Origin of the sequence: Mycolicibacterium stellerae, assembly GCF_003719305.1 — a bacterium.
Lineage (GTDB): Bacteria > Actinomycetota > Actinomycetes > Mycobacteriales > Mycobacteriaceae > Mycobacterium > Mycobacterium stellerae.
Genome location: NZ_RARC01000003.1, coordinates 266,273 through 279,667 on the forward strand (window position 1 = coordinate 266,273; position 13,395 = coordinate 279,667).

Genomic DNA, 13,395 nt, shown 5'->3' on the forward strand with positions numbered 1-13,395 from the left:
GCATCACTGTTGATGAGTCAAACAACCTGACAGAGGTTCGGCTTCCCGTCCATCAGCATCGACGGAATGACGCGCGAGTCAGACGAAAACCTCGTCCAGTTGCTGTGGCTGTGCGACCCACTTGGTCGACGCCCGTCCGAGTCTCAATCCTCAACTCGCGACGAACGATGAGGAGGACTTAGTCCGTCGAGCACCATCCCGACCGCCTTCTCTACGACAGCTCCTTCGCCTTCGGCGCTAGCCAGCGCCCTGATCAGTACGTACACCTCTTCCACCGTGGCATCCGGGCGTACTTGTCCGGCTGCCTGTCCGCGGGATAACGACACCTCGACCGCGTCGCGCAACACGGCAGCCGCAGCACCGACTTCATCGGTGGAGCCCGCCTGGTCGCTGGCTTCGTCCAGCAACGCAACGAGCGCGAGCTTCGCCCGAGCTCTGGAGACCATTTCCCGGAACATCACTGGAAACGCCACCCCGGCTCCGCCGCCCTCGCTTTGCGCCAGCGCGGTGTCAGTGAGCATCGTCATGTGCCGCACGATAGTGGCCTCGATCAGCAGTTGTTTGGTTGGGAAGTGCCGGAACACGGTGCCGATGCCGACGCCAGCCCGGCGCGCCACCTCCTCGGTCGAACCGGCTCTGCCGGACTCCCCGAAAACCTCTTCGGCGGCGGCCAAGACACGGTCACGATTCGCCTGCGCATCACTCCGCATTTCGCCATTTTCCACCGTCGTGTTCTATGCCCTTCACTCCCGTGTCGCACCCTTGCTTTCCGGAGTGTTCACTCCGTATATTGCGGAGTGAACACTCCGGAAAGGAACTACCAGCATGCTAACTCCCGAACAGACGTTCCGCGCCATGCTCGATGTTGCATGCCGCTTGCAAAATGGTGACCACAGTCAGGTCAGCACACTGGCTGAGTTCTACGACGAAGAGACCGACGTACGGCACCCCCTAAACCCGCTCGGCGACACGCCGCTGCGTAGTCGAGAAGCACTCCGAAATCACTTCGCCGCCGGAGCGTCGGCAGGACTCTCGGGCGTCTGCGTGGAGGACGTGTTCGTCCACCGCACCGCAGACCCCGAGTTGTTCATCGGCGAGTTCACCTACCGCGGGGAAGGGGGATGGGCCTCGCCGAACATCATCGTCTTCCGGATCCGCGACGGGCTGATCGTCGAGTCCCGGGACTACATCGACCATATCGGGCTCGCTCGTGCTACCAACACACTCGATGCACTTTGCGGGCAGATAACCAGCGCCCGGGGCTAGTGAGCGCATGGACTCGGTGTTCAGGGGCGCACTCGCGCGGACGCGAATCGAGGGGACCACGCGCCTCGCTTACTCTGCGGGATGCCTTGTCAAGAACACATCGAGGGCTTCCAGCAGAGCGGCAGGTGATTCTTCGGGCACGTAATGGCCGCCGGGCACGGGGCGGCCGCTCACGGCGGCCGGCGAAGCGTGGTGTTCGCGCCAGACGGCGAGAACGTCGGCCGTCGCTAGGGCGCCGCTGGCCCCCCAGAGCAGGAGCAATGGGCATTGCAGTCGAACGCCCCCGGCGTGGTCGGCTTCGTCGAGTTCGAGGTCGGTCGTGAAGCCGGCCCGATAATCTTCGAAGGAGGCGTGCAGGTGATCGGGATCGCTGAAAGCGGCGACATAGTGACGGAAGGTTGCTTCATCGATGTCGCCCGATTCCAGGACGCGCCGCATGAAGTATCGCAAGTAGGCTTCGACGTTGGCGGCCACCAGAAGCTCGGGCAGTTCCGATTGCAAATGGAAGAACCAATGCCACATCGAAGCCGCCGACGTCCTGTTGAACGAATTCATCACCACCCGGGTCGGCAGCACGTCGAGCAACGCCAGGGACCTGACCTGCGATGGACGGTCGAGTGCCCATCGGTGTGCGACCCGCGCGCCTCGATCGTGCCCGACCACCACGACCGCACTGCGATCGAGGTAGTCGACCAGTTCGCCGAGATCACCTGCGGTGGCACGTTTGTCGTATCCCGTGCGGGTCACGCCGGAGGCTCCGTACCCACGCAGGTCGGGGACGATCACGGTGTAGCGCTGCGACAGCGGACTAACGATCTTGCGCCAGCACAGCCCAGTCTGCGGCCAGCCGTGCAACAGAACGATCATCTCCGGAGCGGAGCCGGCGACGCGGTAGGCCAGCTCCACGTCGTTTAAGGCGACTTTATGAACCGCGCCCTGCAGCACTCCCGCCCCTTCCGCCGAACTCATCATGCCGACGGTAGACGCCAGATCGATTGGCCCGAACAGCTCAATGCCACTGGACGGCAACCCTTCTGCCCCACCTGGAGTTCCCAGCAGGATCGCCGTTGGGAAACCCGACCGGTCGCCCGAGCCTCGCGAGCCTTATGGGCGCGAAGGATTTTCGCTATCGTCATCTCATCGACAAGCCCGGCACTCAGAAGGTGGCTTTGAGACCAGCCCTCCATCCTGGTGCGTCTATCGCCGTCAACACTTTGGCGTTGTGCTGCAGCGTCTGAACCGGATCACGGTGTGAGCTCATGTCTTCCAGCGAGACCCATCCGGTGTAGCCGACGGCGTCGAGGTGTGCGAGCACGGCTTGGACATCGACGACGCCGTCGTCCAGCGGGCTCCAGCGCGGAACATGCCGCCGCACCGGACTGTCGGGATGGTCGTCGATCGGGACGTATACAGCGTTCTTGAGATGAACATGGTGGAGATAAGGGCCGAGCAATTCTGTGCCGATCCGGTGGTCTTCGAATCCCTCGATCACCATGTTCCCCACATCGTAAATAACTCCCACACGCTCAGAATCGAATTGGGATACCAAACGATATGCGAGCGAAGCGCTCGGAAAGATTGTGTGTTGGTGAATCTCGACCACAATCCTGACTCCGTAATCGGCAGCGAGGACTGCGGCCCGGTCGACGAAGTCCACGGCCTCATCGAACAGCTGAAAATAACCGGGCCCGTCATTGGATGGGCGCGGTCCTTGAAGCCGTAGCTGGGGCGCATCAGCGGCGGCAGCCACGTCCAACGCGCGCTGGAGATGCTCGAGATCACCCGTGCTCACATAGGGGCTGAGGCCGATGAGTGCCAGGCCATTCGCTGCACATACACGCGCGGCGCGGTGACCCTCCGCGGGGTCCAATCCAAGAGTGGTGCGATTCCCGACGAGGAAAGCTTCGGCCGAACTGCCGACCGCATGCGGGGCCTCGCCAAGCTTGCACTCCAGGCCTTGAAAGCCCGCCGCGGCAGCGACTTGTGCGGCTTGCTCCAAGGACGTGGTAGGCAGCGAAATCGTTGCATAGCCATAGCGCATTCGTCGGTCCTCCTCGGCATGCCTGACGCCCTAACGCTAAGAAGAAGCCATACCACCACCAATGCTCGACTGCCATTCAGTGGCAGTCGAGCCTGTGACGAGGACTTTTCTGGCGGCATACTCCGGATGGATGACGCAGCACGAACTGGAGGCCCAAGTGACAACCGATGATCAGGAGCGACGAGTAGCGATCGTGACCGGTGGGGCAGGGGCCCTCGGGGTGGCCATTGCCCATGCGTTGCACCGCGACGGCCTGCATGTTGTCCTCGCCGACCGTGACCACGATGCCGCCGCAGCCCGCGCGGCCGAGTTCACCGGGCAGGCGGCGGCGGTCCTCGCCGAGCCAGTCGACGTTGCCCAACCCGATTCGGTGTCTGCTCTGGTCGAGAGGGTGGGTTCGGCGTTCGGGCGGATCGACGTCGTCGTCAACAACGCCGCGGTACAACGACGCGGCGACATCGGGGATCTCGAGATCGATGACTGGGACCTCGCCCATCGCGTCAATCTGCGCGGACCCATGCTGATGTGTCGGGCTGTCGTGCCGTACTGGAACAAGCAGCGTTCGGGCAATGTCGTCAACATCGCTTCCCGCGTGTGGCTCAGTGGCGGGCCGCCGATATACGTCGCCGCAAAGGCGGGCGTGGTCGGGCTCACCAGGTCTCTGGCCACCGAACTCGGCCCGCTGGGCGTCACTGCAAACGCTGTCGCTCCGAGCTTCGTGCCTACCAACTTCACCCGCGCCGGGCGCGACGAGTCATCCTGGCAGGACCTGCTCGATCATCATCGCGCGATGTCTCCTCTCGGGAGGATCACCGAGCCGGCCGACATCGGCGACGCCGTAGCATTCCTAGTCTCGGAGCGAGCCCGCGCCATCACCGGTGAGGTGCTACACGTCTGCTGTGGCAGCCAGCTGGCGCCTCGCTGAGGACGGGAGACCGTGAGTGGCGGGTAATGGCGCTGTACCGGGACAGGGACAAAGCGTATCCAGCAGACTTCTGGCAATCCTGGACTGCTTCGACATCGCACGCCCGACGCTGACCCTTACCGAGATCGCAACCGCATCCGGTCTGCCGCTGTCGACGGCCCGGCGTTTGATCGGTGAACTGACCGGGTGGGGTGCGTTGGAACGTCTGCCCGACCAGCACTTCCGAATCGGAATTCGACTCTGGCGCATCGGCTCTTTGGCGCCGCAGCAGCGCGTGCTGACCGAGGCGGCCCTACCCTTCATGCAAGACCTCTGCCAAGCAACACAGGAAAACGTGCAGCTTGCCGTGCTCGATGGCAACGAAGCCCTCTGCATCGAGAAGATCTCCGCACAGCGGGCGGTGCCTACCGCAACCCAGGTGGGTGGTCGGTTGCCATTGCACGCAACCGGCGTCGGGAAGGTCCTCCTGGCCTTCGCTGCCCCAGAGTTTCAGGTCGATTTCATTGCCAGCGGGCTGAAGCCTCACACGCGCCACACGATCACCCAGCCGGGTCAGCTCGCCGCCGCTTTGACCGTCGTGCGGGAGCAGAACGTTGCCTACTCGTATCAAGAGATGACGCTCGGCGCAGTGTCGGTCGCCGCGCCGATCCGCACTGCCGACGGCGAAGTGCGCGGCGCGCTTGGCATTGTCACGCATTCTCACACCACGTTGCGTCATCTGGCGCCCGCGGTGCGTACCGCCGCGTTGGGAGTTTCCCGCCTCGTCGGCTGACTTTCCTTGCTGTGCCGCTCAGCGGCAGCAGCGGATAGCCAACCGCCATCAGCTGTGGCGACGATCACTTCAACACCCCACCTGTGACGAGGAGGTTCCGATGGGTGACGAGTTGAAGTCGAGGGAAAGCGAGCATGGTGGCGAAGACCGCTGGCGCGCACGAATGGCCCGCCGAGCAGCGGTGGGTAGTTTCTTGGGCAGCGTCGTCGAGTACTACGACTTCCTGATCTACGGGACGGCATCCGCACTCGTCTTCAACAAGGTTTTCTTCCCAGCAGTGAACCCGACCGCAGGCATGCTTGCCGCGCTCGCGACGTTCGGTGTCGGCTACATCGCACGTCCGGTCGGTGCCATCCTGTTCGGCCATCTCGGCGACCGCCGTGGCCGCAAAGCCGTGCTGACAACGACATTGCTGCTCATGGGATTCGCAACGGTGGGCATCGGTTTGCTTCCGACCTATGCCACCATCGGAACCGCCGCACCGGCGCTCCTCATGGTCCTGCGGCTGTTGCAAGGACTATCCGCTGGCGGCGAACAAGTCGGCGCCAGTTTGTTGACGATGGAGCACGCGCCACCGAAGAAGCGCGGACTTTACGTCAGCTGGATGCTCAACGGCGCGTCATCCGGCTCGATCCTTGGCACGATGGTGTTCATCCCCATCTCGGCGTTGCCGGAATCCGCACTGCTGTCATGGGGGTGGCGACTGCCTTTCTTGGTAAGCGCGGTCACCGTCGTCATCGCCTTCCTGGTACGGCGCGGGATCACCGAATCCCCGGAATTCGTAGCCCGGGTGGCCGAAGGTGGCGGCGCCTCGCGACGCTTCCCTCTCATCGATTTGCTGCGTTCCCACTCTGTACCCACCGTCCTGGTTCTGTTGGCCTCCTTGGTGACGTGCGTATCTCCGTTAGTCCTGGTGTTCGGACTCTCCTACGGCTCAACGAATCCCGCTCTTGACCGCACATCGATACTGACGGCCATCACCGCGAGCCAATTCGTAGCGTTGGTTTGTCACCCATTGTTCGGCGCGCTAGCCGACCGAGTGGGAAAGAAGCGCGTCTTCGTTGCGGGTTCGCTGGCGTGCGCAGTCGTGACCTTCCCATTCGTCGGCGCGTTGGCTGGTACCAGCACCACGGCAGTGTTGGTGATGACAGTGCTGTTGAAGGGCATTGTGTACGCGGCGCCGAACTCACTTTGGCCATCGTTCTTTGCCGAGCGGTTCCCTCCCGCCGTGCGGTACTCAGGCGTTGCCATCGCCACCCAGATCGGTTTCATCCTGCAGGGTTTTACCCCAACGGTCGCCTTCGCCGTTGCTGGTCAAGGATCGTACGGGTGGTTGCCGGCGGCCGCGTTCGTCGCTGCGGTATGTGTCATCGCGGCCGCAGCCGCCGCGATGTCGCGCCGCGCGGACGAGGCCAGCCCACCGGAGCCGACACTTGACGCTGTGTCCACCCCTAGCCGGACATCGGGTGGATGAAACCACCTGCTGCTGAGTGGAAGTCGCCCGTTGGCGATGTCGTTCGGCTGCGCGGAAGATGGCGATAAGCACAACTACCACCGCCGGAGGGATAACGGATGCCATCACATGCAGAGGACAAGGTCGCCATCCGCGAGCTCGTCGAGAACTGGGTCGTGTGGCGTGACGCTGGTGACTGGAATCGGTTCGCCACCGTCTGGCATCCCACCGACGGATGGATGACCGCAACGTGGTTTCAGGGCCCCGCAGCGAAATTCATCGAGGTCAGCAGGGAGGGCTTCGAACGGGGTGTCTCGATCCTGCACACCGTCGGCGGGCACAGCGCCGATATCGCTGGAGACCGCGCAGTAGCTCAGACGAAGATGACGATCAGTCAACGCGCGACGATCGATGACGTCGAGGTGGACGTGGTATGCACCGGACGCTTCTACGACTTCTGTGCCCGGCATGAGGGGGCGTGGACCATCGTGCGGCGCCAACCGATCTACGAGAAGGACCGGCTGGATCTCGTCGACCCCGCGGCTCGGCTCGATCTCGACCCGACCCTGCTCGGTCGGTTTCCCTCCGGGTACCGCCACCTCGGTTACTTGCAGGAAAAGGCGGGCTTCACCGTCAAGACCGGTCTGCCGGGCCTCACCGGTGAGGTGGTCGAGCGCCTATACGACGAAGGTGGGAAGTGGCTTGCCGGTTCTGCCACCCCCGGCGACCCCCACTGAAAGGAAGCTGTGACGAGTTCTTTGTCATTGGCCTGCAGCGCCAGCACGCTGCGATTCGCCGATATGCGCACCCGGGCATCGGCAGCGTCGGCCGCCGGCTTCACCGGTCTGGGCTTGAGGGTTTTAGACTACGTCGATTCCGGGATGCCAGACGCTGAGATCGGCGACCTGCTGGACGAGTACGGCCTGCGGATCCTCGAGCTCGAACACACTTGGGACTGGGCCACCGGCGAAGTGAATGACGTTGAGACAGAAGTGTTTCGGATTGCCGATCGGATAGGGATACGGCAGCTCAACGTGCCCATGTTCTTCGAACACTCCACCCAAGAGCTCGTAGACGCTTTCGGCGACCTGTGCGATCGGGCCGGCAACCACGGCGTCGTCGTGGGATTTGAGTTCTTGCCTTACAGTCACGTCCGAACGATCAACACAGCCTGGGAGATCGTGGCGCAGGCGGACCGCGCAAACAGCGGCCTCGTACTCGATCTGTGGCACTGGTTCCGCTCTGGTGCAACACCAGCCGACCTCGCCGGTATCCCCGCCACAAAGATCACCTCGCTACAGCTGTGCGACGTATTGCCGCAGGCGCTTCCTGACATGGCCGATGAAGCACGCCACCATCGCCAACTTCCCGGTCGCGGAGCCGGACTCACCTCGGCGCTGCTGAAAACGCTGCGCGAGCAATCGGTGGCAGCACCAGTCTCGGTCGAGGTGTTTTCAGACGAATTGGACGCGCTGCCAACGCAAACCGCTGCTGACCTGGCGTTCCAGGCTGCCGCGCAGACCCTGGCCGGCACGGGATTAGGTAGCACCCCCTGGTGCACGAACATCGACAACGAGGCTCACCGATGACAGAAACAGTCTCCCCTTCCGCTGCGGCTCACTTTTCAGAAGCAAGGTCGGCGCAGGTGGTTATCGACAGTTTGGCCAACACAACGGACCCTCGCTTAAAGGTGGTATTGAGCAGCCTGGTGAACCATCTGCATGCCTTCGTCAAGGACGTTGAGCCGACCCAGCAAGAGTGGCAGCACGCGATCGATTTTCTGACACAGGTGGGACACAAGTGTGACGACACCCGCCAGGAGTTCGTGCTGCTCTCAGATGTTCTCGGCGTGTCTATGCTTGTCGATGCGGTCAACAACCGCCGGCGCGGCACGGTAACGGATTCCACCGTGCTCGGTCCCTTCCACATGGTCGACTCGCCGCCCCGTCCGCTGGGCGCCGACATCTCGCTAGACGGCAATGGTGAACGCTGCGTGTTCGCCGGTCAGGTCCGGTCCGCGGACGGACACGCGCTACCAGGGGCGGTCGTCGATGTCTGGCAGGCCAACGGAGCAGGGTTCTACGATGTCCAGCAGCCCGAACTACAGCCCGAGCGAAACCTGCGGGGGCTGTTCACATCAGATGACCAGGGACGGTTTTGGTTGCGTACCGTTATCCCGCGGTACTACCCGATCCCCGATGACGGTCCGGTCGGGCGACTGCTACGAGCCACGAACCGCCACCCGTACCGGCCCGCCCACATCCATGTCATCGCGGGAGCCGACGGTCATCATCCGGTCACCACCCATGTCTTTCTCGCCGGCAGCCCCTACCTGGACTCCGACGCCGTCTTCGGTGTGAAAGAGTCGTTGGTGAGACCTGTACGGATGATCGATGACGCGCTTCGTGCCGAACACTACAGTGTCGTAAACCCGTTTCCGCTCATCGAGTTCGACGTGATCCTCGAGCCTGTGTCGGCAGCGCCAACATGAAGCACTTTGTACACGAAGGCCAGCCAAGCCGCGTTGTATTCGGTGTCGGCCGCCGAGTCGAATTGGCCGTCGAGATTGATCGTCTCGGCGCGTCTCGGGTCCTGATCCTCACCGGGCCCCGGCACGCGGCCATTGCGTCCGAATTTGCCGCGCAGCTTGGCCGTAGGTTCGTCGAGGTTCATCCCCACGCGGCCATGCATGTGCCCAGTGACACAGCCGAAAAGGCGATTCAATTGGCGCGCGATGTGGACGCGGACGTGTGCGTGGCGGTGGGCGGTGGTTCAGCCATCGGCTTAGCCAAAGCGGTCGCCCGTGTCACCGGGTTACCGGTCGTCGCTGTGCCCACCACGTACGCGGGGTCGGAGATGACCCCGATCTGGGGGCTGACAGAATCAAGTCGCAAGACGACTGGCCGGGATCCCCGCGTATTGCCCCGCACCGTGATCTATGACCCGCAACTGACCACGACCCTGACGCCTGAAGCGTCTGCGACGAGCGGAATCAATGCGCTCGCACACTCCGCCGAGGCGCTCTACTCACCCGACGTCTCTCCGGTGACGACGATGATTGCGACCGAATCGGTCGCCGCCCTGGCCGGCGCGCTGCCACAGGTGACTGCCGACCCACTCGATCTGGACGCGCGCTCCACCACCCTGTATGGGGCCTGGCTGGCCGGAACCTGTCTCGGCGCGACAGCGATGTCCTTGCACCACAAGCTATGCCACATCCTGGGCGGCGCCTTCAACCTCCCACACGCCCAGACGCACACAACAGTGCTGCCTCATGTCCTCGCCTACAACCTACCCGCTGCCCCGTCTGCGGCCCACGCCCTTGCCGTCGCCCTGGGCGGCGATCCAGTCGACCGGCTCGTAATGTTGATCGACAAACTCGGTGTAGGCCGAAGTCTCGCGGAGCTGGGCATGCCCGAGGACGGGATCGAGAAGGCGGTAATCTCGGCGACGGCCAACAGCGACTCCTATGCCAACCCCCGCCCCGTCAGTGCTGAAGCGGTGCGTGCCATCATCCGAGGGGCCTTCGAGGGCAGCGCACCACACACCTAGGCACTGCAGAAGGTTTCAGTCGAACCGTAACCACGCCGTCGGGTCCGGCGTACGCCGCGACACCACGGCATCGGCGACCCGCTGGGCCGCCGCGGTGAGACGCCGCTCGTGGCGCCGTAGGTCAGTCGTCGCCGGCCCCACCACAGCCAAAGTCCCGACGAGCACGTCGTCGACCATTATCGGAGCGGCGACGGCACTCACACCGGGCCGGCGCTCCTCACGGGAATAGGCGACTCCGGAGCGGCCAACATTCTCTACCGCGCGGGCCAACTGGCGCCCTTCGGTGATCGTCCATCTCGTATACCGCCGCAGGCCGGCGTCAATCGTGTCCGCCAGCAGGCGCGACTCCGCGAATGCCAGGAATACCTTCCCACTTGCGGTGGCGTGTAACGGAACTCGACTCCCCACCGCAGTGGCTCCCGGCAGACACCGGCGGTCAGCGACCTTCGCCAGATGCACGATCCCACCTTCGTCGCGAACGTAGAGCTGAACGTGCTGCCCAGTGGCATCGTGCACATCCTGCATCGCAGCGAGCGCGCCCTCGTGCAGCTCTCGCTCCGACGCGGCGCGAACCCCCACCCGCCACAATCGGATGCCAACTTCGAAAGCACCGTCGGACCGGCGACGTAGACCACCCCAGTCGGACATCTCGGCGACGAGCCTGCTGGTCGTGCTGACAGGGATCTGCGTGGCGCGACTAATCTCGCTAAGGGTCATCGGACCTTGGCGGTCGGCGAAGGCGTCCATCACCGCGAACAGCCGGCTGGCAGTCGTCCTGCCTGCATCCCGAGCATTTCCAGCCATTTCGCCCCTCCTGGATGAAATCGTTTTCCACTGAGTGGGTAGAAGCCGTGTTGTCGAACAGTGGTCGCCCCGTACCGTTTTCACCGGTGCCGCACTTCGGGGTACTCAACGATAAGGAGGAAGTATGACGACGGACCTCGACATCGACGCCGGGCCCGCGGCATGGTATGGGCATGATCTGCAGAACTCCACTGAGTGGGCATACGTCCTCACATCGGCCGACATCGCCATCCTCGAACGCGAGCTCAATAAATGGCCCGAAACACTGCCGTTCACCGAGATCCCCACTGGGAAAATTGATCTCGGCCCGTTGGCGGACGTGCTGCGCGACCTCGGTCATGAACTGGAAAGCGGGCGCGGCTTCTTTCTGATCCGCGGACTTCCAGTCGAGCACTGGTCCGAACAACGCTGCGCACAGGCATTCTGGATCGTTGGTTGCCGGCTGGGCAGGCCGGTCAGCCAGAACGCCGCCGGTGAGCTGATCGGTCATGTCCGTGACACTGGCGCAGACTTCGCCCAACCCACCGTCCGCGGATACGCGACAAGCGATCGCCTCTACTACCACACTGACCATTCCGATTCTGTTGGCTTGCTGTGCCTCAAACCGGCTCGCGCCGGCGGGCTCAGCACGCTTGCCAGCGCTGTCACAGTCCACAACGAATTGGTACGTCGTCGCCCCGACCTCGTTCCGCTGCTGCACAAGACATACGCGTTCGACTACCGCGGGGAACAACCGCCGGGAACGGCTGTGCCGTACTACGAATCGCCGGTGTACACCACGCACGGTGGGCGGCTGAGCGTGTACATTTCCAAGCCGCTCATCGACAAGGCCCAGCGGTTCGACGGTGTCGAGCCGCTCACCCCGGCGGCGGAAGAAGCGCTGGAACTCATGCAGCAGATCGCCGGGGAGGTCAGGGTACGCCTCGACATGGATTTCGCCCCGGGAGATATTCAGTTCCTGTCCAACTACAGTGTTCTGCACTCGCGCACCGCCTTCGAGGATTATCCAGAGCCGGAACGTCGTCGACATCTGCTGAGGTTGTGGCTACGGCTTCCCGACAGTCGCGCCCTTCCTGAACGGTTCGGATTGGGTACCCGCAACACGTCAGTCGGGGGTGGCATCTTTTCCCGCTGATCACAACAAGGCGCCCTGTGCGCGGAGTTCGTGCTGCACGTCGGTGCACAGCGCCGAGTTGCCGCCAGCGTAAAGCGCCGCGGCGACACCGGCCGCGTGCCCCGTGGCGAAGGCGGTGCCCATCACACGGACCGAGCTATATGCCATCGCATCGGCGTCGACGAGGCGTCCAGCAGCCCAGAGGTTTTCGTGATGAGACGACTCAATCGTCCCGTAGGGGATGTCATACCAGCTGTCCGACCGGATCCCTCGATGTGATGTGACCCCGGGTTGCGAGTGGTCCTCCATCGGCCATCCGCCGCGTGCCACGGTGTGGTCGGGCTGCCGGCGACCGGTAGCGACATCTTCGCCGGTGAGCTGGTATTTACCGGCCATGTGCCGTGTCTCCCGGACACCCAGGGCGGGGCCCGTTGCGACGAGGAAGCTGCACTCCCACCCAGGCATACCCTCACGTAAGGCACTCAGGTAATGCGCCGCGGCACGCCGGCTGTCGATCTCGGCGCGGGTGTGCCCCTCGACGGTGAGAACGTCGGCATGATGGTCAGCGGCAAGGACCATCACTTCGCCGGTGATAGGCAATCGCACCATCGCGCCATGATCGCGCGGCAGGTCAACATTTTGACGGGACCGGTAGGTGATGACGGCTTCTCGCATCGCGTCGGCGCTAAGGCTGGCATCGCCGTGGACTCCGCCGAAGCGCATCACCAAGGTGCTGGCCTGGCGTTCCTGCGGCGGACGCACCACCCTCGCCGCGCCCACTGCCGCCAGCAGTACTCCGTCACCTGTCGCGTCCACAAATCCGGCCGCACGGATGCGTTCACGATGGCCGAGGTGAGACACCTCAACCTCCCGGATCAGGCCATCCCGGACCTCTGCTGCGGTTAGGGTGGTATGCAGCGCGAGTGGCACACCGTGGTCGCAGACAAGAGCATCGAGGGCTCGTTTGGTGGTCTCGGCGTCCAAGAGTACGACCTTGTTGCCGGATTCCTGCGTGACATGGGTGCGGTAGCGCTCGGCCCGTGCAAGCTCGTCGAGGAACAGCTGCCCGACTCCAGCAACGACTTGACTATGGCTGCGGTCGAAAAAGCCGCAGTACGTCAACACCGAAGACGCAATTGCTGTGCCGCCGAGAAAACCGTGTTGCTCGACCAACTGGACTCGTGCGCCCGTGCGGGCAGCGCCGATCGCGGCGGCTACGCCGGCCGGGCCACCGCCGACGACAAGTACATCTGGCTCGTATGCGGGGGCCGGCCCAGACAGATCTCTCGTTGCCATGCCCTCGTCCTTTCTGAACACAGTAGTAAGGCGCCAGTTCTACCGTGTCGATACAGCTGGATCGAGGAGGCGCTGCCACTGAGTGAACGTCGCAAGGCGCGACGTCCGTCGGGCGGAAGGCGTTGCCGCCCAGTGGCAACGATGGGTAGGCGACGGGCTGGTCGGCGCTTAG

General features: G+C 63.6%; 14 protein-coding genes. 9 read left to right on the forward strand and 5 right to left on the reverse strand.

Features of this window, described 5'->3' with window-relative positions; genetic code table 11:
• Positions 1–143: 143 nt before the first annotated feature.
• Complete coding sequence (locus D6M19_RS06660; RefSeq protein WP_164478365.1) at positions 144–674, reverse strand: TetR/AcrR family transcriptional regulator; 531 nt, start codon at positions 672–674, stop codon at positions 144–146.
• 151 nt (positions 675–825) lie between these two features.
• Here D6M19_RS06660 and D6M19_RS06665 point away from each other — a divergent pair, with 151 nt between their 5' ends.
• Complete coding sequence (locus tag D6M19_RS06665) at positions 826–1,266, forward strand: nuclear transport factor 2 family protein (protein WP_123024386.1); 441 nt, start codon at positions 826–828, stop codon at positions 1,264–1,266.
• A gap of 69 nt (positions 1,267–1,335) precedes the next feature.
• On the opposite strand, the gene D6M19_RS06670 is transcribed toward D6M19_RS06665, so the two are convergent.
• Positions 1,336–2,235: an alpha/beta fold hydrolase gene (locus D6M19_RS06670; protein WP_123024505.1), complete on the reverse strand. Its 900-nt coding sequence runs from the start codon at positions 2,233–2,235 to the stop codon at positions 1,336–1,338.
• Between the two features lie 187 nt (positions 2,236–2,422).
• The gene (locus D6M19_RS06675) at positions 2,423–3,307 is read right to left on the reverse strand and encodes a sugar phosphate isomerase/epimerase family protein (RefSeq protein ID WP_123024387.1); all 885 of its coding nucleotides are present in this window, start codon (positions 3,305–3,307) and stop codon (positions 2,423–2,425) included.
• A 130-nt stretch (positions 3,308–3,437) separates the two neighbouring features.
• Between D6M19_RS06675 and D6M19_RS06680 the strand changes: the two genes are divergently transcribed.
• The 7 genes from D6M19_RS06680 (at position 3,438) to D6M19_RS06710 (ending at position 10,009) form a co-directional block, all read left to right on the forward strand.
• Entirely contained in the window at positions 3,438–4,232 is a 795-nt protein-coding gene (locus tag D6M19_RS06680; RefSeq protein WP_123024388.1) for an SDR family NAD(P)-dependent oxidoreductase, read from the forward strand.
• Between the two features lie 16 nt (positions 4,233–4,248).
• Positions 4,249–5,004 carry an IclR family transcriptional regulator gene (locus D6M19_RS06685; RefSeq protein ID WP_123024389.1) on the forward strand — a complete coding sequence of 252 codons (756 nt, stop codon included), beginning with the start codon at positions 4,249–4,251 and terminating at the stop codon, positions 5,002–5,004.
• A gap of 100 nt (positions 5,005–5,104) precedes the next feature.
• Positions 5,105–6,478, forward strand: coding sequence for an MFS transporter (locus D6M19_RS06690; protein WP_206428466.1), 1,374 nt, complete (start codon positions 5,105–5,107; stop codon positions 6,476–6,478).
• A 98-nt stretch (positions 6,479–6,576) separates the two neighbouring features.
• Positions 6,577–7,194 (forward strand): nuclear transport factor 2 family protein, encoded by a 618-nt coding sequence (locus tag D6M19_RS06695; RefSeq protein WP_123024390.1) that lies wholly within the window; start codon positions 6,577–6,579, stop codon positions 7,192–7,194.
• A 9-nt stretch (positions 7,195–7,203) separates the two neighbouring features.
• The gene (locus tag D6M19_RS06700; protein ID WP_164478366.1) at positions 7,204–8,046 is read left to right on the forward strand and encodes a sugar phosphate isomerase/epimerase family protein; all 843 of its coding nucleotides are present in this window, start codon (positions 7,204–7,206) and stop codon (positions 8,044–8,046) included.
• Complete coding sequence (locus D6M19_RS06705) at positions 8,043–8,948, forward strand: dioxygenase family protein (RefSeq protein ID WP_123024392.1); 906 nt, start codon at positions 8,043–8,045, stop codon at positions 8,946–8,948. The genes D6M19_RS06700 and D6M19_RS06705 overlap by 4 nt, the downstream gene beginning before the upstream one ends.
• Positions 8,945–10,009: a maleylacetate reductase gene (locus tag D6M19_RS06710; protein ID WP_123024393.1), complete on the forward strand. Its 1,065-nt coding sequence runs from the start codon at positions 8,945–8,947 to the stop codon at positions 10,007–10,009. Before D6M19_RS06705 ends, D6M19_RS06710 begins: the two co-directional genes overlap by 4 nt.
• A 15-nt stretch (positions 10,010–10,024) precedes the next feature.
• Here the strand turns inward: D6M19_RS06710 and D6M19_RS06715 are convergent, their stop codons facing one another.
• A complete protein-coding gene (locus D6M19_RS06715) occupies positions 10,025–10,813 on the reverse strand; it encodes an IclR family transcriptional regulator (protein WP_123024394.1) in 789 nt (262 codons plus the stop codon).
• Positions 10,814–10,937: 124 nt separating this feature from the next.
• Between D6M19_RS06715 and D6M19_RS06720 the strand changes: the two genes are divergently transcribed.
• Complete coding sequence (locus tag D6M19_RS06720; protein ID WP_123024395.1) at positions 10,938–11,948, forward strand: TauD/TfdA family dioxygenase; 1,011 nt, start codon at positions 10,938–10,940, stop codon at positions 11,946–11,948.
• Here D6M19_RS06720 and D6M19_RS06725 read toward each other — a convergent pair whose 3' ends face one another.
• Positions 11,949–13,223, reverse strand: coding sequence for an FAD-dependent oxidoreductase (locus D6M19_RS06725; RefSeq protein ID WP_123024507.1), 1,275 nt, complete (start codon positions 13,221–13,223; stop codon positions 11,949–11,951).
• Between the last annotated feature and the right edge of the window lie 172 nt (positions 13,224–13,395).

Bases quoted from the DNA above. Each gene is read 5' to 3' on its own strand.
- D6M19_RS06705 (WP_123024392.1), top strand. From the start codon at position 8,043: ATGACAGAAACAGTCTCCCCTTCCGCTGCGGCTCACTTTTCAGAAGCA.
- D6M19_RS06715 (WP_123024394.1), bottom strand. From the start codon at position 10,813: ATGGCTGGAAATGCTCGGGATGCAGGCAGGACGACTGCCAGCCGGCTG.
- D6M19_RS06675 (WP_123024387.1), bottom strand. From the start codon at position 3,307: ATGCGCTATGGCTATGCAACGATTTCGCTGCCTACCACGTCCTTGGAG.
- D6M19_RS06725 (WP_123024507.1), bottom strand. From the start codon at position 13,223: ATGGCAACGAGAGATCTGTCTGGGCCGGCCCCCGCATACGAGCCAGAT.
- D6M19_RS06670 (WP_123024505.1), bottom strand. From the start codon at position 2,235: ATGAGTTCGGCGGAAGGGGCGGGAGTGCTGCAGGGCGCGGTTCATAAA.
- D6M19_RS06695 (WP_123024390.1), top strand. From the start codon at position 6,577: ATGCCATCACATGCAGAGGACAAGGTCGCCATCCGCGAGCTCGTCGAG.
- D6M19_RS06680 (WP_123024388.1), top strand. From the start codon at position 3,438: ATGACGCAGCACGAACTGGAGGCCCAAGTGACAACCGATGATCAGGAG.
- D6M19_RS06690 (WP_206428466.1), top strand. From the start codon at position 5,105: ATGGGTGACGAGTTGAAGTCGAGGGAAAGCGAGCATGGTGGCGAAGAC.
- D6M19_RS06665 (WP_123024386.1), top strand. From the start codon at position 826: ATGCTAACTCCCGAACAGACGTTCCGCGCCATGCTCGATGTTGCATGC.
- D6M19_RS06710 (WP_123024393.1), top strand. From the start codon at position 8,945: ATGAAGCACTTTGTACACGAAGGCCAGCCAAGCCGCGTTGTATTCGGT.
- D6M19_RS06720 (WP_123024395.1), top strand. From the start codon at position 10,938: ATGACGACGGACCTCGACATCGACGCCGGGCCCGCGGCATGGTATGGG.